This is a genomic window from Lysinibacillus sp. FSL K6-0102, assembly GCF_038003545.1.
In the GTDB taxonomy this organism is placed as follows: Bacteria; Bacillota; Bacilli; order Bacillales_A; family Planococcaceae; genus Lysinibacillus; species Lysinibacillus capsici.
Window position 1 is genome coordinate 1,612,566 of record NZ_JBBOPH010000001.1, and the last position, 18,696, is coordinate 1,631,261.

The following is an 18,696-nucleotide window of genomic DNA, read 5'->3' on the forward strand; positions in this document are numbered from 1 at the left end:
TGACGGTTCGATGATCTTTAAAAGGAGGGGACACTATGCATCGCGGAAAAGGAATGAAATTTGTCGGCGATTCTCGTATTAAAGCGAATCACAGAATGCCGAACGTTCCAAAGGATTATTCCGAATATCCAGGTAAGACGGAAGCTTTCTGGCCAAACTTCTTACTTAAGGAATGGATGGTAGGTGCTGTATTTTTAATTGGATACTTATTATTAACTGTCGCTCACCCGTCACCACTTGAAGGGCCGGCAGATCCAACTAGAGCATATACACCACTACCGGACTGGTACTTCTTATTTATGTATCAACTTTTAAAATACTCATTTGCTTCTGGTCCATACAATGTAATCGGAGCTATTGTAATTCCAGGTCTTGCATTTGGAGCGCTATTATTAATGCCATTTTTAGACAAGGGTCCAGAACGTCGTCCATCTAAACGTCCATTGCCAACAGCGTTTATGTTATTAACTTTAGCTGCTATGTTCTACCTAACTTGGGAGTCAGTTGTTAACCACGACTGGGAAGCTCAAAAAGCTATGGGTGCAATCGTAGAAACAGTTGAATTCGATAAAGAATCAGAAGGTTATAAACTATACGCTGGTTCAGCTTGTATTACATGTCACGGTGAAGGCTTAGAAGGTGGAGCTGGTGCACCATCTCTAATGAACACTGGATTAACAGCTGATGAGATTAAGGACATTGCTCATAATGGTCGCGGTAACATGCCACCAGGATTATGGACAGGTTCAGATGAAGATCTTCAAAAACTTGCTGAATTCATCGAAAGCTTAAAAGCAGAGTAATAGTAAAAGAGTCAGGAAACTGGCTCTTTTTTTCTACCTTGTTATACTATTGGGACTGGAAGCCATACAAAAAGGTTCCCTTGTATAAAGGATTTTAGCGAAAGATGTCGAAAAAACATTTATTCTTGAAACAAGTAAGCGAATTAAAACAATAAAATAACACATATTGATGGTGAGATACAATTGAATTGAAAGGTAGAGTAAAGCTCTAGAATTTCAGAACTATACATAAATAATGGATTGTTTTTATCGGAAGGAGTTAACATCGTGCAACTAACAAGAGCAAATATTTGGTACCTTCTGACCCATAAATCATTCTTGATAGTGCTGCTAATTATTAATCTACTAGGTACAATTTATGGCTATTATTGGTATGGGTGGCAGCTTGCCATCACAGAGCCTATTTTTTATATTTTTGTTCCAGATAGTCCGACAGCCAGTTTATTCTTTTGTTTTGTGTTAATTGCTTGGATTATGGGGAAAAGCTGGCCACTGATGGAAGTACTTGCCCTTGTTACGTTGGTGAAATATGGCTTATGGGCAGATGTGATGAATATTTGGACATTAATTGAAACAGGTTCTATTGGCTGGCAGGGATGGATGCTAGTTGGTTCACATTTTGCCATGGCTGTACAAGCTGTACTATATATGAAGAAATATGTCTTCACTTATTGGCATGTTGTGATAGCAGCTGTTTGGACACTGCATAATGATGTCATTGACTATGTATTTGGGCAAATGCCGATGTATCGGGATTTAGCCAATTACACAAGCTATATAGGTTACTTTACATTCTGGTTATCAATTGCATGTATTTTACTTGCCATTTTCTCAATTAGGTGGCGCAAATATTTGCCGAATTAGGGTATAAATTATAGAATTATAGTATCGAGGTAGAAAGGGGTTAGAAAATTGTCAACGAGCATGTATATTGTTTATTTTGTGATTATTATGCTGCTTCCACTTTATGCTCAAATGAAGGTAAAGGGTACGTATAATAAATTTGCAAAGCAACGTACAATGAAGGGGCAAACTGGTGCAGAGGTAGCGCGTGCGATTTTAGATGCAAACGGCTTATATGATGTACGAGTTGTGCCAACACAAGGTGTGTTGTCTGATCATTATAATCCAGCAACCAAAACAGTGGCTTTATCAGAAAGTAACTTTTATGAAGCAAGTGTTGCAGGTGCTGCGGTTGCTGCCCATGAGGTAGGTCATGCCATCCAACATAAAGAAGCTTATTCCATGCTTACATTACGTAGTAAGCTAGTCCCAGTAGCAAATATTTCTTCTAATGCGTCTTGGATTTTCGTAATGATTGGTATTTTTGCAAGTAGTACGAATTTCTTGCTATTAGGTATCATATTATTAGCAGCAGGTGTTGTTTTCCAATTAGTGACACTTCCTGTGGAGTTTGATGCCTCGAAGCGAGCATTAGTTCAAATGAATTCACTTGGCATTATTACAAATGAAGAAGAACGACCAGCACGAAAAGTATTAAGTGCTGCAGCATTAACATATGTAGCAGCGGCAGCGGTAGCTGTACTAGAGTTATTACGTTTAATTTTAATTTTTACCAATATGCGTAGCGACGACTAAGAAAAAACTTGTTATAGTGGTACACCACTATAACAAGTTTTTTATCTTCGTATGCTTAATGAAGGGGCTGCTTTTGATCGTCTAGTGTGAAGCCTTCTCCTGCAACATCTCGTACTTCAATGATGGAAACAAATGCGTGCGGATCAACTTCATGCACAATAGATTTTAACCGTACAACTTCATTGCGGCCAATTACACAATATATAACCTCTTTAGGTTGTTTCGTAAAATGACCATGTCCTTCTAAAATGGTGATACCACGCTCCATTCGAAGAGCGATTGTTTCAGCAATGGCTCCAGACTTTTCTGATATGATAAGCGCACCACGAGCCGCATAAGCACCTTCTTGTACAAAGTCAATGACACGGGCTCCAACAAATACGGCTACTAATGTATACATCATTGAACGAGCATCCAAGAACGTCAGCCAAGAAAGAATGATGACGATGGCATCGAAGACAAACATGGTTTTCCCCATACTCCAGCCAAAATATTTATGCCCTAGTCGTGCCAATATATCGACACCACCTGTAGTGCCACCGAAACGAAAGACAATCCCAAGTCCCAATCCAACAAAGACACCAGCAAAAAGTGCTACAAGCAACATGTCATCCTCTAAATGGATGGTAAATTGATATTTTTGGAAAATTTTTAGAAAAAGAGATACGGATATAGTGCCGACAAGCGTATAGACAAATGATTTTTTTCCAAGTAATCGATAACCTATGATAAACATGGGAATATTTAATAACAGGTTCATTAAGGCGGGGTCCCATCCTAATGTAAAATATAGTATGAGTGTAATCCCACTTAGTCCACCTTCACCCAGTTGATTTTGGATGTTGAAGTGAACAAAGCCGAAGCTGAAAACTGCTGCTCCGAGCATAATCGCGATAATATTACGTATTTTAATCTGTTTTAGCATTTGACCTCCTGTAGTTCCAAACAAATGAAGTAGTGTTATCTATTATCTGACATTTTATTGGTTTTGACAACAATGGTGTAAATTTTATACGATGGTAAATAGGAGTGTGATTTTTATGGCAAATCAACTAACAATGCAAGCTTTACAACAGCGTGTCGATGACTATATAGGACAATTTAAAGAAGGCTATTTTCCACCATTTGAATTACTTGCACGTCTAACAGAAGAATTAGGTGAACTTTCACGCGAAGTTCAGGATGTCTATGGACAGAAAAAGAAAAAGAGTACAGAGGATACAAACAGTATTGAAGAGGAACTAGGAGACTTTTTCTTTGTACTAGTCTGTTTTGCAAATGCCCAAGGTATTAAACTAGATGAAGCACTTTTACGCGTCATACATAAATTTGAAACTAGAGATAAGGATCGTTGGACTAGAAAGGATGAAGAATGATGTCGATTCGTGTAGCTATTGCGGGAGCAAGAGGAAAAATGGGAGCTGAGGCTGTACATACGGTCATGAAACATGACAAAATGGAATTAGTAGCTGTACTAGATTATAAGGAAGTAGGAAAAACTTTAGCTGATTTAGATATGTTTCCAGCAAGCTATACAGTGCCTATATTTACAGAAATGCATGATCTTGTAGAAGCAACTGCACCAGATGTACTAGTGGATTTAACTAATCCACATGCAGTCTACAAACATACAAAGGAAGCACTGAATTTAAATGTACGACCAGTAATTGGTACAACAGGATTTACAGATGCACAACTAGAGGAATTATCAGCCATGGCCAAAGAAAAAGAGTTAGGTTGCATTATTGCACCAAACTTTGCGATTGGTGCTATCCTAATGATGAAGTTTGCAAAAGAAGCAGCCAAATACTTACCAGATGTAGAGATTATAGAAATGCACCATGATCAGAAGCTTGATGCACCATCTGGGACAGCGGTGAAAACGGCACAGTTAATACAAGAGGTCCGTACGCCAAAGGCACAAGGACATCTAGAAGAGAAAGAAACCATTAAAGGTGCAAGAGGTGGAGATTTTGACGGTATGCGCATTCACTCCGTACGTTTACCTGGTTTAGTGGCACACCAGCAAGTATTATTTGGAGGGGATGGGCAGCTACTAACGATTCGCCATGATTCATTAAACCGTAATTCTTTTATGTCGGGTGTTGCATTTTGCATAGAAGAGGTTATGAAAATGGATCAGCTTGTTTATGGTTTAGAAAACATCATCTAAAGATTGGGATGGAAGCTATATGAAAATCGCATTGATTGCACATGATCGTAAAAAAGATAATTTAGTACAGTTTGCTATTGCTTACCAAAATATTTTACAAGAACACACACTATATGCTACCGGCACAACAGGACAACGTGTCATCGAAGCTACTGGTTTGGAAGTTACACGTTTTCGTTCAGGGCCACTTGGTGGCGACCAACAAATTGGCGCAATGATTGCCAATAATGATATGGACATGGTGATATTTTTCCGTGATCCTTTAACAGCACAACCACATGAGCCAGATGTTTCTGCACTAATCCGTCTTTGTGATGTTTACCAAGTGCCACTGGCAACAAATATGGGAACAGCAGAAATATTACTAAAAGGCCTACAGGAAGGCTTTGTGGATTGGAGACTGATACAAGAAAGACGCAATTAACAAAAGACGTGATTCAGAAAGGATGATCATCGAATGAAAAAGCTAAAAATAGGCATTACCTGTTATCCTACAGTTGGTGGCTCTGGTGTCATTGCAACAGAATTAGGCAAAATGCTTGCAGAAAGAGGACATGAAATTCATTTCATCACCTCAAGCGTACCATTTCGATTGAATAAAATTTATCCAACCGTCTTTTTCCATGAAGTCGAAGTTAATAATTATTCAGTATTTCAATATTCTCCATACGATATTGCATTAGCGAGTAAAATGGCAGACGTCATCAAGGATGAAGAGTTGGATGTGCTACATGTGCATTATGCCATCCCACATGCAGTATGTGCGGTGCTAGCACGTGAAATGAGCGGCCGAGACATTGGCATAGTTACAACCCTTCATGGCACAGATATATCGGTGCTTGGGCAAGATTCTACGCTCTCACAGGCCATTAAGTATGGGATTGATAAATCTGATATTGTGACAACCGTGTCACAGGCATTAAAAGAACAAACCTATGAACTGATTGATACAGTAAAACCAATTGAAACGATTTATAACTTTGTGGACGAACGGGAATACTTCCCACGAAATTCAGGAAACTTAAAAGAGCAATTTGGTATACAAGAAGATGAAAAAGTCCTCATTCATGTATCAAACTTCCGTAAAATAAAGAACCTTCCACACATTGTAGACGCCTTTATGAAAATCCGTGCCAACATGAAAGCAAAGCTCTTATTAGTAGGTGATGGCCCAGAAAAGCATCGTGTCATGGACCAAGTAAAAGGAAGTCCGTATATGAAGGATGTTTTATTTTTAGGGAAACAAGAAAACTTAGCTGAACTGTATGCGATTAGTGATCTAAAGCTATTATTATCACAGCAAGAATCGTTTGGACTGGTGTTATTAGAGGCAATGGCTTGTGGTGTACCTTGTATTGGAACAAATGTAGGTGGTATTCCAGAAGTCATTGAGCATGGTGTTGACGGCTATATCGTGGAATTAGGGGATACAGAGGCAGTTGCGGCGTATGCAACCCATTTATTGCAAGATGAGGAACAATTACTGCGCTTCCGAGAAGCGGCCATCCGTGCAGTAAGTGAAAAATTCCACTCATCCAAAATTGTGGAACAATATGAAAATCTGTACGAGAAGGTTGCGGAAAGAAATCATGCAAAACAATAAAGAATGGCAAGCAGCCTATTCAGTCATTGAACAATTAGAACAGGCGGGATTTGAAGCAGTTATTGTTGGTGGAGCTGTAAGAGATGCTTTACTCGATCGTCCTGCCCATGATGTAGATGTGGCTACTAATGCCTTGCCTGAAGAAGTAAAAACTGTGTTTCAAAAGACTGTAGATATTGGGATTCAGCATGGGACGGTACTTGTTATCGTACCCGCTGGACCTGTGGAAGTGACTACCTATCGGACAGATGGGGAATATACAGATCATCGAAGACCACAGAATGTCCATTTCGTTCGATCTCTAAAAGAGGATTTACAACGCCGAGATTTTACAATGAACGCCATTGCCATGCGGCGTGATGGCTCTTTTGTAGATTATTATGGCGGACAACAAGATATTGAAAAGCGCGTTATACGAGCGGTAGGAGAGGCAGAAAAACGGTTTGCAGAAGATGCTTTAAGGATGCTGCGAGCGATTCGCTTCTCTGCACAGCTTGATTTTACGATCGAGGCGAATACATTCGCAGCCATCCAGCAAAGGGCTGCTGATTTGGGCTTTATTGCAAAAGAACGCATTAAAGCAGAGCTTGATAAGCTTTGGGTAGGACAAACAGTTTTTGGGGGTATACAAAAACTAGAGGACAGTGGATTAACGGCCTATTTAACAGGTGATTTTCAAACTGCTCAATGGCATAATTTCCATACAAAAGATGCCCTTCTTGGCTGGGCATACTTTGCCTTACTACAAGGAACAGCATGGCGTGAGGTAGTGCGCGATTATCGATTATCGAATAAGGAAATGGCGTTTATTAATTCCGTTTTAACCGCTTATGACGCTTTAAAAGATGGTTGGACAAATCGCCATTATTTTTACTACACAGAGCAAGAACTAGAGGCTGCACAATATTTTGCCCAACTTCGCCAATTAGACGCTTCGATACCTCAACAATCTATCCGAGAATTACAGGCAAAGCTACCGATTCAACATAAGCAAGAATTAGCGGTGAATGGGGCTGATTTACTGAAATGGTCTGGCAAAAAGGGTGGGCCGTGGGTAAAAGCCGCATTGGAGGATCTGCTGACAGCCATTCTTCATCATGAACTTCAAAATGATCGACAACAGATTAAAAGCTGGCTGGAGCAACAGGATCTTACTTAAAGCCGAATACATGATAGGTGAAAGCCGTCTCCCGAAAAGGGAGACGGCTTCATTAAATTCCTATCGTTGGTGGTCATTTACGTTAATTTACAGTATGATTAAGACAAAATAAATTACATAACAAGAGTACAGTTAACTAAAGGATTGATGTGAAGATGACAATTTCCATGAAGGACGAAATTTTAAAAAGAATATTGGCTGCTGATGGAGAAGCGGTTTCAGGTCAGGAATTAGCAGATTCTCTTGGTGTCTCAAGAACCGCTGTTTGGAAGCATATGCAAACATTACAAGAAGAAGGGTATACATTTGATACAATTAAGAAAAAGGGGTATGTATTGACAGGTGTACCAAATAGCTTGAGCCCCACACAGATTAAGCTTTTTTTAAAGACAGAGCATTTTGGACGTGAGATCCATTATTACGATGTAGTTGATTCAACACAAACAATTGCGCATAAGCTTGCACAGGAAGGAGCTCCACACGGTACAATTATTATTGGTGAGGAGCAAACAGCGGGGCGTGGTCGTATGGCTCGTCCTTGGGAGTCTGCACATGGGACAGGTATTTGGATGACCGTTATCGTTCGGCCAGATGTTACGCCCCAACAGGCCTCATCCTATACACTTGTGGTGGCAGTAGCTGTCACAATGGTCATTAAAACCTTATATAAACATGTAGAGCCAGCGATTAAATGGCCCAATGATTTATTGATTAATGGCAAAAAATGTACGGGGATTTTAACGGAAATGCAAGCAGAGGCGGATCTTGTGCAAGCTTTACTTGTTGGAATTGGCATAAATGCGAACCAAGCAGCAGCTGACTTTTCACCTGATATTGCGGATATTGCCACTTCATTACGATTAGAAGCTGGAGAAGAAATCAATCGTGCAGCACTTGTGGCCTCTATCTTACACTATTTAGAACAATTTACAGAACTATACGTTAAAGAAGGTTTTGCGAGTCTAAAGACACTATGGCAGCAAATGTCTTGTACAATTGGTCAACGTATAGAGGTAACGACGATACGCGAACGTTTTGAAGGGGTTGCCAGTGGCATTACAGACGATGGTGTTCTGCAATTGACACAGGACGATGGAACGGTTCGAACGATCTATGCAGGAGACATCAAAATATTATAAAAAAGAAGCTGCAAGTAACGTCCTGTACTTGCGGCTTCTCATGTTGTTGCAAAAAGATGATGTCAACGGCAGAAAAAGTAACTTTGCAAGGTGAGGGGTTGATTTCCGCTCCGCCAGCGTCCTTTCCAGGGGGCGTCCGATGAGCCGCTTCACTCACTTACGTTCGCTCCAGGGTCTTATCTGTGACGCTAAATCCCCTAGGAGTGACGCTGGCTCCACTCCAATCAACCATTCTGCAAAAGTGTCTTTGCTTTATCTTTCTTACTGTCAGTAGCGAACAAAATAATCCATTATTTGTATTATTAGAGAATCGATAAACTCTTATTTTCAATGTGGGGAAGTCATGCGTAACAGCACCTCTTCATAAAGAGTCGTGAACACCTTCACTTTATTTGAAAACCTTTGCTAAAAGGTAACACTTTTGTAGGTTGAAATGGAAGGTTACTTGACTCCCGTGGGATCGGCGCTCGCCCACAGGAAAGAAAGTAGCCTGCAACGGAAACCGTTTTCACCTTTCACAAAAATTCTATTAATGGTTTTGTTTTTAAACAATATGAGAAGCTGCAAGTAACGTCCTGTACTTGCAGCTTCTTTTATTGACTATTCTTTATTTTAGTGACACATCTATATCACCATGTGATAAGGAAACATTCAGTTGGTGCTCACCCTTCGTTACCTGAGTCACGGTGCCATTTTGTTCTTCATCATTAATGGTCACATCACCGAAGTCTGTTTTGAGAGCATAGCCTACATCACTTTGTTTGTTTTGTAAGTGAATCGTTGTATCGCCAAAACTAGAGGTAATGGTTGTTTGCCCATTTAATGTGCCATCTATATCGATATCTCCATGCTCGCTCTCAATAGTGAAGCCGTTACTAGTAAGTTGCTGAAGCGTCAAATCACCAAAGGACTGCCTAATCTCTGTTTTGTCACCCGTCGTGCTATTGAAAGTAATATCTCCATAATCCTGGATGAGATTAAGCTGCTGATACTGGAGCCCATGAATGGCTGTATCGCCAAAATTACTGTCTATTACAATCGCCTCTATTTTTGTATCTTTTGGGACATAGAGTTTGATTGAAGGGGAAGAGAGGTTACCGAAGCCAAATTGAAAACCATCCTTTTTCTTTGCCATTGTTTCGATGGTTAAAGTTCCGTTATCAATATGATATGTTACATCTTCTTGCTCATGGACCTTTGTGTCTAATTTATAGTCACTATCACTTGCAACAATCTCCACATCTCCATAATCATTTACGATATTAATGCTTGTGAATGCATCTAAAGCATGAGACTGACTTATTAATTTAGTATTACTTGGGACATAAAGACCCTCTGAATCTTTAAGAATCAGCCAGCGACCCCCTGAAAAATAGCCAATCAATGCGAGTAGAATGCCTAATGCAATCATTGTCATGGCAATAAGGGTATTTTTTGACGTCATTTAGAAGTCCCCCTTTTTTTGCTTCTTTGTCATTTTATGGAATAGTCTACCTAATGTTTCAACAGAGACAACAACGGTTTTCTTGATAACACGAGCAACAACTGGGAACAGTAGGACACCTAAGCCCGTTACGATTAACCCGACACCCATAAAGAGCAGTGCGGTCGGCCAATGCTCTGTTAAAATTAAGAAACCTGAAATGATCGCCACAACGCCACCAGCAAAAATACTAATAGCAGTTGCGACAATAGCAAAGATTAAGCTGATAATGACTGCGCCAAATGAAAAAATGAGTGCAATGGCTGTTGCAAGTAATGGCAATGAAAGGGGCGCAGACAGTATAGCTAGAATAATGAGCCAAATGGCAGACATATTCTTTTTTGTTGATTTTGCCGAGGAGGTTTCTAAATCCTTTAATGCGAAATCAGCTAATATTTGTGAGGCGACGTGTGAAGGAGAGCCAAGTTGTGAAATGACCTGATGCTCATTTTCCTCTCCAGCTTCCTCAAAGTATTCTTCATAATAGGCAAGCGCAGCGTCTAACTCATGCGCAGGAAGCCGACGTAATTTTCCTCGTAGCTGTTTCAAATAGCTTGCTCTATCCATCTAAATTCCCTCCTAAAAGTACACAATCAACCTTTTCCTTATACATTTGCCATTCTTTTAATAGCTCTAATAATCGTATACGTCCTTGCTCCGTAATTTGATAATAGCGTCTATTTCTACCTTGATAAGGTTGATCGTACGTTGTTAAGTAATGCGCTTTTTGTAAGCGGCGTAATACAGGATACAGTGTAGACTCTGAAATCTCCATGACTGATTGTACCTGCTGTGTTAAAGAATAACCGTAGGCGTCCTCTTTCTCGACAATAGCCAGTACACAAGCATCAAGTAAAGCTGAACCAAGCTGAAATGTCATCTTTTCACCTCACATGTAATACCTATACTTCATTTTATATTATATGACATATAGTATGTGGATAGTATATGACGTATAACATTGATTGTCAATTCTAAAAGAAAATTTTTTCCAATGTTGTTAGACGAAGATATTGTAAGAAAATAATATTTGAAGATTAATAGGAAAATCTGTTATAGTATGTGCGAAGGGCAGTATCCATTGTGAACGGCACCTTCAAAAACGCAATAGACTATACTATCAAATATCTGCCTTGATCTTTTAGACAGGGACGGAAGAAAACGATACGTTCAAATATAGCTTTCATTTTGTAAGCTATTGCCTCTTTCAGGGGTCTTTTTATCATTGAACGACACACTACCCTTCTGTCTGTTTTCGGCCAGAAGGGTTTTTCTGTTTTCTTCCTTTAAAAAAGGAGGACTACAAAATGAAAACGACAACAGATTTTTTAAAGATGAAAGCGGCAGGCGAGAAAATCGTGATGGTGACGGCCTATGATTATCCAGCTGCTAAATTCGCGGAAGAAGCTGGCGTTGAGATGATACTAGTCGGGGATTCACTTGGAATGGTCGTGCTTGGCTATGATTCTACAATGCCTGTAACTGTAGCGGATATGGTTCATCATGCAAAAGCAGTAAGACGAGGGGCAAAGGATACGTTTATAGTCATTGATATGCCCTTTGGTTCTTATCATGGCGATGTCAATGAGACACTCAAAACAGCCATTGCGATGATGCAACAAACAGGAGCAGATGCTTTAAAGGTTGAGGGGGCAGGTGAAGTTATACCTGTCATTCGTAAATTAACGTCAGCTGGTATTCCAGTAGTAGCTCACTTAGGCTTGTTGCCTCAATCAGCGGGAGTGCTTGGTGGTTATAAGGTACAAGGAAAAACAGCTGAACAGGCTGCTACGCTGCTTGAAGAAGCAAAACAATGCGAAGCGGCTGGAGCATGTGCAGTCGTGTTGGAATGTATCCCTCATCAGCTGACAGAAATTGTTTCAGCTAGTCTTGTTATTCCAACCATTGGCATAGGCGCTGGTATTGAGGCTGATGGACAAGTGCTGGTGTATCATGACATGCTAAGCTACGGTTCGCACCATGTACCGAAATTTGTTCAACAATTTGCTGATATGGGCAAAGAAGCAAGCGCGGGGATGATGGGTTACGTAGAAGCAGTGAAAGCGGGTACTTTCCCAGCTCCAAAGCATTTCTTCACAATGAAAGAGGAAGCATTAGATCAGCTATATGGAGGCGTTAAATGATGAAAGTCATCACGACCATACAGGCATTAGCCACAGAAATTCAAGCAGCTAAGCATGCTCAAAAAACGATTGGACTTGTTCCGACAATGGGCTATTTACATGAAGGTCATTTAACATTAGCACAAACAGCTCGTGTAGAAAATGATGTCGTTGTGATGAGTATATTTGTCAACCCAACACAATTTGGGCCAAATGAGGATTTTGAAAGTTATCCTCGTGATTTGCCTAGAGATACTGCATTAGCTGAATCTGTGGGCGTTGATATTGTGTTCGCACCAAGTGTGGAAGAAATGTATCCTCAAGATGGAGGGATTCGTCTACATGCAGGTGAGCAGGCTACCATTCTTTGTGGTGCAAGTCGTCCTGGTCATTTTGATGGTGTTTTACAGGTTGTCTCTAAATTATTTCATTTAACACTGCCAACAAGAGCTTATTTCGGTCAAAAAGATGCACAGCAGGTTGCGATTATTGCGACAATGGTACGTGATTTTAATTTCCCTTTAGAAATGCGTGTTGTCCCAATTGTACGCGAGGAGGACGGATTAGCGAAATCTTCCCGTAATGTCTATTTAAGTGAGTCAGAGCGACAAGAGGCTCCAGCGATCAATGAGGCATTACAGTTGGCTCGCGATAACTTTTTAGCGAATGGTGATGCTGATAAAGCACTTGCAAAAGCAAAAGCTCATATTCATGCAAGAACACATGGCCGCATTGATTATATTGAATTATTAACATATCCAGATTTAACACCAGTGACAACTGCAACTCAGCAAGTTCTGTTGGCAGCAGCTGTTTATATAGGTAAAACACGTTTAATCGATAATTGTATTTTTACTGTGAAAGAGGGACTATAGTATGTTACGTATGATGATGAATAGTAAAATCCACCGTGCAACAGTGACACAGGCAGATTTAAACTATGTAGGCTCCATAACAATAGATGAAGATATTTTAGATGCAGTAGGTATGCTGGCAAACGAAAAAGTACATGTTGTTAATAACAATAATGGCGCTCGTTTTGAAACATATATTATAGCTGGTGAACGAGGATCAGGTGTCATTTGTGTTAATGGCGCAGCAGCAAGACTTGTGCAGCGTGGTGATATTGTCATTATTATTTCCTATGTGTATGTGGATAATCATGAGGCAAAAGACCATCAACCAACTGTAGCCATCATGGGAGAGGGCAATACAATTAAGGAAATGATCGCACACGAGCCAGAAGCAACTGTGATGTGAATTCAGCCATAGAATAAATTAATACTAGAGAGGAGGATGGCAGAGCATAGCCAATCCTCCTTTTTTGCGATTACGTTTATATCAAAAGTTACTGGCAAAAATTTGCTTTTATTACTATTAAACTAGTTAACAAAATTATAATTTTACAAATGTTCTAGTATTTTGCGTCATATTTATGTAGAATTTAGTTGTTAGTACATCATTTTACTAGTGGAGGTATCATTTGTCATGGAAAATAAACGTAACAAATTTTTAACAGTAACTGCAGCAGCATTGGCTGTAACAGCGGTAGCGGTAGTACCAGCATCAGCAGCAAGTCCTTTTTCGGATGTAAAGGAAAGTCATGCAGATTTTGAAGGCATTTCTACACTTTATGCAGCAGGGATTATTAGTGGTTACCCAGATGGTACATTCAAACCAGATACAAATGTCACACGTGGACAAGCGGCAAAAATGATTGCAGGCGCATTAAAATTGGACACAAAAGAAGTAGAGGATCCAAAATTTACGGATATTAGTGCATCAAATCCTTATTATGGCTCGATTGCAGCCCTTGTAGGATTAAATGTCATTACAGGCTATGGAGATAATACTTTCCGTCCAAACCAGACAATTACACATGGTGATTTAGCAAAAATTTTAGCATCTATCCCAACATTACCAGAGCTAGAAAGTGCAAAAAATCATGAGGCTAGTGAAAAAGTTACACGTGGACAACTGGCAACATTCATTGCTGAGGCTCTAACAAAATCAAACCCAGAAACACCAGAGACTCCAGAGACTCCTGAAACACCAGAAGATGCATTCTCATTATCGATTTTACATGTGAATGATACACATGCTCGTGCAAATGAATTACCTAAATTGGCTACAGCTGTAAAAGAACAAAGGGAAGCAAAGAAAAATGTTCTAACATTACATGCTGGCGATGCATTCAATGGTACATTATATTTCAATGAATTCCATGGACAAGCAGATCTAGCGCTATTAAATGAAATTGGCTTTGATGCAATGGTATTTGGTAACCATGAATTTGATTTAGGTGCCTCTCCTGAAGGTCATCAAGCATTAGCGGATTTTGTTAAAGGGGCTAAATTCCCATTTGTAGATGCTAATACTGATTTCTCAGCAGATGCTAAATTCACAGGCTTATTTACTGATTTAATTTCAAGTGAACCTGAGAATGGTAAAATTTATTCTGGTATTGTAAAAGAAATTGATGGAGAAAAAGTTGGTATTTTTGGTTTAACAACAGAAGAAACAAAAGCGGTTGCATCTCCAGATAAAGTAACATTCTCAAATTACATTGAAGAGGCCAAAAAAGCAGTAGCGGCCTTTGAAGGTATGGGTGTTAACAAAATTATCGCCTTAACACATATTGGATTTGAAGATAATGCGAATATAGACAATGACCAACTATTGGCAAAAAATGTAGATGGTATTGACATTATTGTAGGTGCACATGATCATACAAAATTAGACAAACCATTTATCGTAGATACAAATACAGCTGGAGAAGCAAAAGAGGCTACATTAATTGTACAAGCTAATGAGTATGTAAAGTATTTAGGTACACTAGATGTAACATTTGATGGAAATGGTGTTGTGACTGAATATGATGGTGAATTAATCGACCTTGGTAAAGTAGCAGAGGACAAAGCGGCATTAGAAAAACTTGCACCGTTTAAAGAAAAAGTAGATGCAATCATGAAACAAGAGATTGGTGTAAAACTTAATGAAGCATTAGATGGATCACGTGAATTAGTACGTACACAAGAAGCGGCATTAGGTAATCTCATTACAGATGGCATGTTAGCAAAATCACAACAATATTCAGATAAAAAAGTTGTGATGGCATTTACAAATGGTGGTGGTATTCGCGAGACGATTCCAGCAGGTGAAATTACTGTAGGTCATGTTATGACAGTACTACCTTTTGGTAACACATTAGCACTTATGGATATAACAGGTGCTCAATTAAAAGAAGCATTTGAACTATCTGTAGGACAAGCACCAAATCAATTTGGAGGCTTCTTACAAATTGCAGGTGCAAAATTACAATATGATTCTTCAAAAGAAGCAGGCTCTCGCATTGTATCGTTTGAATACTTAGATCAAGCAACAGGTAAGTATGTAGCATTTGAAGATGATAAAACATATACAGTAGCAACAAACGCCTTTACTGCTAAGCAAGGTGGGGATGGCTATGAAGTATTTAGAAAAATTTACGAAGAAGGTCACGTAACAGATTTAGGTTTATCTGACTGGGAAAATTTCCAAGAACACTTATTATCATTAAAAGAAGTGAAGACAACATCAGAGGGTCGTATTGTTGATGTAGCAAAAAAACAATAAGCTTAACGTTGTTTGAGTAAGCGCTCAATAACGATGCCACAACGCAACCTTAGGGGCTTTCTCCAAGGTTGCGTTTTTTGTATGGATGCGGTGATTCAACAAAGAGGAGAAAGGATGCCGCAAAGCCAATAATATGATAAAATTCAACTTATCTAATGTGAACTGTGAGTTGAGATGTATGATGGAAAGTCAAAAATATGCAATTGTAGATTTGGAGACAACTGGTCATTCACCAGCCAATGGGGACCGGATGATTCAAATTGCCATTGTTATTATGAAGGATTGGGAAATTGAGCGTACCTATACGAAGTTCATAAATCCAGGGAAAGCTATTCCCACTTTCATTCAAGATTTAACGCATATAACGAATGAGGATGTAAAGGATGCCTTCCCATTTGAAGCGCATGCGGATTACATATATGAGCTACTTGCTGACTGTGTATTTGTTGCACATAATGCAGATTTTGACTTATCCTTTTTACAAGCAGAGTTTAAACGTGCTGGACTACCGAAATGGCAAGGTAAAAAAATGGATACGGTGGAGCTAGCTAAAATTTTGTTCCCTATGTCCCTTGGTTTTAAGCTAGGGGATTTAGCGGCCGATTTAAATATTGAGTTAGCAAATGCTCATCGAGCGGATGACGATGCTCGCGCGACAGCGGAGCTATTCAAGCATTGCTGGAAGGAGCTACTAAGTTTACCACAGCTTACACTTGAACAGATGCATAAGCGTTCCTTTCGCTTAAAATCAAATATTTCTCAGCTTTTTTTTGAGGCGTTGCAAATTAAGCGCCAGCATACGACGGGCCGCGAAAATGTACACTATTACCGTAATTTTGCGATTGGCAATGGTCGAAATAAGCATGAGCATGTGACAGAAACGATTGCCTACCCTCAATCAGTAGATGAGAAAATAACTTTAATGTCAAAGGCACTGCCAAATTTTGAGGAACGTCCTGCACAATTTGACATGATGGACACGATTTGGCGGGCATTACATGAACAACAGGAGTGCGTGATTGAAGCTTCTACAGGTATTGGTAAAACTGCTGGCTATTTACTTCCAGCCATCTTATTTGCCCGTGCTGTTAATAAAAAGATTGCCATCAGTACGTATACTTCCTATTTACAAGAACAGCTTGTAGAAGAAGAGCTACCAAAGATCGAAAAAATCCTTGGGACAAAGGTGAATTTGTGTGTGCTGAAGGGAATGCAGCATTATATTGATCTCGATCGCTTTGAGCAATGTATGGCATATGCTGATGAATCCTATGATGATACATTTACTATTTTACAAATACTTGTGTGGTTGACCAAAACAGAAACTGGTGTGTTGAGCGAGCTCAATGTTTCTGGTGGCGGACAACTGTTTTTAGAGAAAATCCGAAAAATACCGAATGACAAGCCTTCAAAGGGCTTTGATTTCTATGAGCAAGCTTTAAAGAACAGTGCAGTTGCTGACTGTATTGTAACAAATCACGCCATGGTTTTAAGTGATTTAGTGCGTCAAACACCACTTTTTACAGAAATAGATGGCTGGATTATTGACGAGGCGCATCAATTTATTCAGGCTGCTATGCAGCAGGATGAAGTAGTCTTCTCCTATACACAATGGAAGTATATTTTTGGACAAATTGGTACGATGGAGGACACGGCTCTATTTCAACAGTTTTGCCAGGCAGCGAAGAAAAAACAACGAGTAGCCATGCAAAATTTACAGCATCTTGATGCACAATTTATACGTTTGCAGCGGACATTTGATGAAACAATCCAGAGAACTATTCAAAAATTGCAACAGCAAATGAAAGGGAAACAAGCAGGTAGTAAATGCACCTTGTTTTTAGAGGATGTTTCATTTGCGAAAGAAACGTTTGCACAAGTAAGCAAACTAACCCAGCAATGGCTGGATCTCGCTACTAGCATTACACAGTCGTTCGAAAATGCGATTGAGCAGCTAGATAAAAACGATCAATATGTATTATCTGAATGGCAATATTGGATTCGAGAAGTGAAGATAAAAATTGCTGAATGGGACGATATTTTTCTGTCACCACAGGAAGGCAATTCTGTTTGGTTAGAATTTGATGTACGGAGTGTCCCTGGCAGTCTCCATGTTTTTAAGAAGCCTGTCAATGTGACGCCGATAATTGAACAAGTATTAGCACCATTACGTCAGCAAGCAAGTATTGTTTGGACATCAGGTACATTAACGGTACCAGGCAATGAGCGCTTTGTTACACGCCAGTTAGGCATTTCTGATAATGTTGAAGTCTTGAAACTACAAGCTCCACCAGCCTACTATGCTGGGGCTAAGGCATTTATCGTCACCGATATGCCAGATATTCAGCATGTCAGCCAAGAAGAATACATTGAGGCTGTTGCCCATGCAATTACGCGGACTGTTCGAATGACAGAAGGGCGTTGCTTTGTACTCTTTACAGCACAGGATATGCTACGAAAAACAGTTGAGCTTATCCAAGATAGTGAACTATTAGATGATTACATGCTATTTGCACAAGGTGTTACAGGCGGTAGCCGTATGCGCATTCTAAAATCCTTCCAAAAATTTAGTCATGCCGTTCTATTTGGCACAAACAGTTTTTGGGAGGGGGTAGATGTTCCAGGAGATGCACTTGCCTCTGTTATTGTCGTACGATTACCATTTTCTTCACCAGAAGAGCCTGTTTTTAAGGCGAGGGCAAAGCATCTAACTACTCTAGGCCGCAATTCCTTTACGGAGCTTTCCTTACCAGAAGCGATCATGAGGTTTAAGCAAGGCTTTGGTCGATTAATACGTTCTTCGCAGGATAAAGGAGCTTTTATTGTCCTAGACCGACGAATTACTAGTAAGTCATATGGGAAAGAGTTTATTAAGGCATTACCACCTATCGATGTAAAGAAATTGCAGCTACCCGAATTGTTAAAGGAACTAAATCATTGGCAAAAATAGCAGAAACCCCTTTTAGCATTGCTAGAAGGGGTTTTTCCGTATTGTAGAA

Annotated in this window: 18 protein-coding genes; 14 read left to right on the top strand and 4 right to left on the bottom strand. The window is 39.7% G+C overall.

The window, feature by feature from the left end; translation table 11 throughout:
- Nucleotides 1-35 precede the first annotated feature (35 nt).
- The 3 genes from NYE73_RS07995 (at nucleotide 36) to NYE73_RS08005 (ending at nucleotide 2,402) form a co-directional block, all read left to right on the top strand.
- Nucleotides 36-803: a menaquinol-cytochrome c reductase cytochrome b/c subunit gene (locus NYE73_RS07995; RefSeq protein WP_004232669.1), complete on the top strand. Its 768-nt coding sequence runs from the start codon at nucleotides 36-38 to the stop codon at nucleotides 801-803.
- Between the two features lie 267 nt (nucleotides 804-1,070).
- Entirely contained in the window at nucleotides 1,071-1,667 is a 597-nt protein-coding gene (locus tag NYE73_RS08000; RefSeq protein ID WP_048389842.1) for a DUF1405 domain-containing protein, read from the top strand.
- A gap of 60 nt (nucleotides 1,668-1,727) precedes the next feature.
- Entirely contained in the window at nucleotides 1,728-2,402 is a 675-nt protein-coding gene (locus NYE73_RS08005; protein ID WP_036077718.1) for a zinc metallopeptidase, read from the top strand.
- Between the two features lie 55 nt (nucleotides 2,403-2,457).
- Here the strand turns inward: NYE73_RS08005 and NYE73_RS08010 are convergent, their stop codons facing one another.
- On the bottom strand, nucleotides 2,458-3,327 hold the full coding sequence (locus tag NYE73_RS08010; protein ID WP_259950032.1) for a YitT family protein: 870 nt from the start codon (nucleotides 3,325-3,327) through the stop codon (nucleotides 2,458-2,460).
- A gap of 115 nt (nucleotides 3,328-3,442) precedes the next feature.
- On the opposite strand from NYE73_RS08010, the gene NYE73_RS08015 reads away from it, so the two are divergent.
- The 6 genes from NYE73_RS08015 (at nucleotide 3,443) to NYE73_RS08040 (ending at nucleotide 8,476) form a co-directional block, all read left to right on the top strand.
- Nucleotides 3,443-3,778: a nucleotide pyrophosphohydrolase gene (locus NYE73_RS08015; protein ID WP_257961419.1), complete on the top strand. Its 336-nt coding sequence runs from the start codon at nucleotides 3,443-3,445 to the stop codon at nucleotides 3,776-3,778.
- A complete protein-coding gene (gene dapB, locus NYE73_RS08020) occupies nucleotides 3,778-4,575 on the top strand; it encodes a 4-hydroxy-tetrahydrodipicolinate reductase (protein WP_004232679.1) in 798 nt (265 codons plus the stop codon). The genes NYE73_RS08015 and dapB overlap by 1 nt, the downstream gene beginning before the upstream one ends.
- A 19-nt stretch (nucleotides 4,576-4,594) precedes the next feature.
- The gene (gene mgsA / locus NYE73_RS08025; RefSeq protein ID WP_004232690.1) at nucleotides 4,595-4,999 is read left to right on the top strand and encodes a methylglyoxal synthase; all 405 of its coding nucleotides are present in this window, start codon (nucleotides 4,595-4,597) and stop codon (nucleotides 4,997-4,999) included.
- 33 nt (nucleotides 5,000-5,032) lie between these two features.
- The gene (gene bshA, locus NYE73_RS08030) at nucleotides 5,033-6,178 is read left to right on the top strand and encodes an N-acetyl-alpha-D-glucosaminyl L-malate synthase BshA (protein ID WP_004232695.1); all 1,146 of its coding nucleotides are present in this window, start codon (nucleotides 5,033-5,035) and stop codon (nucleotides 6,176-6,178) included.
- Nucleotides 6,165-7,337, top strand: a complete 1,173-nt coding sequence (locus tag NYE73_RS08035; RefSeq protein WP_259950034.1) for a CCA tRNA nucleotidyltransferase — start codon at nucleotides 6,165-6,167, stop codon at nucleotides 7,335-7,337. The genes bshA and NYE73_RS08035 overlap by 14 nt, the downstream gene beginning before the upstream one ends.
- A gap of 155 nt (nucleotides 7,338-7,492) precedes the next feature.
- Nucleotides 7,493-8,476 carry a biotin--[acetyl-CoA-carboxylase] ligase gene (locus NYE73_RS08040; protein WP_259950035.1) on the top strand — a complete coding sequence of 328 codons (984 nt, stop codon included), beginning with the start codon at nucleotides 7,493-7,495 and terminating at the stop codon, nucleotides 8,474-8,476.
- A 607-nt stretch (nucleotides 8,477-9,083) separates the two neighbouring features.
- Here NYE73_RS08040 and NYE73_RS08045 read toward each other — a convergent pair.
- The 3 genes from NYE73_RS08045 to NYE73_RS08055 are packed head-to-tail and all read right to left on the bottom strand — an operon-like array spanning nucleotide 9,084 to nucleotide 10,839.
- On the bottom strand, nucleotides 9,084-9,920 hold the full coding sequence (locus NYE73_RS08045; protein ID WP_259950036.1) for a DUF4097 domain-containing protein: 837 nt from the start codon (nucleotides 9,918-9,920) through the stop codon (nucleotides 9,084-9,086).
- Nucleotides 9,921-10,526, bottom strand: coding sequence for a DUF1700 domain-containing protein (locus NYE73_RS08050; RefSeq protein WP_259950037.1), 606 nt, complete (start codon nucleotides 10,524-10,526; stop codon nucleotides 9,921-9,923).
- Nucleotides 10,519-10,839, bottom strand: a complete 321-nt coding sequence (locus NYE73_RS08055; protein WP_004232706.1) for a PadR family transcriptional regulator — start codon at nucleotides 10,837-10,839, stop codon at nucleotides 10,519-10,521. The genes NYE73_RS08050 and NYE73_RS08055 overlap by 8 nt, the downstream gene beginning before the upstream one ends.
- A gap of 427 nt (nucleotides 10,840-11,266) precedes the next feature.
- Between NYE73_RS08055 and panB the strand changes: the two genes are divergently transcribed.
- The 5 genes from panB to dinG all read left to right on the top strand — a co-directional run bounded on the left by panB (nucleotide 11,267) and on the right by dinG (nucleotide 18,647).
- Nucleotides 11,267-12,103: a 3-methyl-2-oxobutanoate hydroxymethyltransferase gene (gene panB, locus NYE73_RS08060; protein WP_259950038.1), complete on the top strand. Its 837-nt coding sequence runs from the start codon at nucleotides 11,267-11,269 to the stop codon at nucleotides 12,101-12,103.
- Entirely contained in the window at nucleotides 12,103-12,957 is an 855-nt protein-coding gene (gene panC, locus NYE73_RS08065) for a pantoate--beta-alanine ligase (RefSeq protein ID WP_259950129.1), read from the top strand. The genes panB and panC overlap by 1 nt, the downstream gene beginning before the upstream one ends.
- 1 nt (nucleotide 12,958) lies before the next feature.
- Nucleotides 12,959-13,342 carry an aspartate 1-decarboxylase gene (panD, locus tag NYE73_RS08070; protein WP_009370842.1) on the top strand — a complete coding sequence of 128 codons (384 nt, stop codon included), beginning with the start codon at nucleotides 12,959-12,961 and terminating at the stop codon, nucleotides 13,340-13,342.
- 228 nt (nucleotides 13,343-13,570) lie between these two features.
- Nucleotides 13,571-15,697 (top strand): 5'-nucleotidase C-terminal domain-containing protein, encoded by a 2,127-nt coding sequence (locus NYE73_RS08075; protein WP_259950039.1) that lies wholly within the window; start codon nucleotides 13,571-13,573, stop codon nucleotides 15,695-15,697.
- Between the two features lie 178 nt (nucleotides 15,698-15,875).
- Nucleotides 15,876-18,647, top strand: coding sequence for an ATP-dependent DNA helicase DinG (dinG, locus tag NYE73_RS08080; protein ID WP_259950041.1), 2,772 nt, complete (start codon nucleotides 15,876-15,878; stop codon nucleotides 18,645-18,647).
- Nucleotides 18,648-18,696 lie beyond the last annotated feature (49 nt).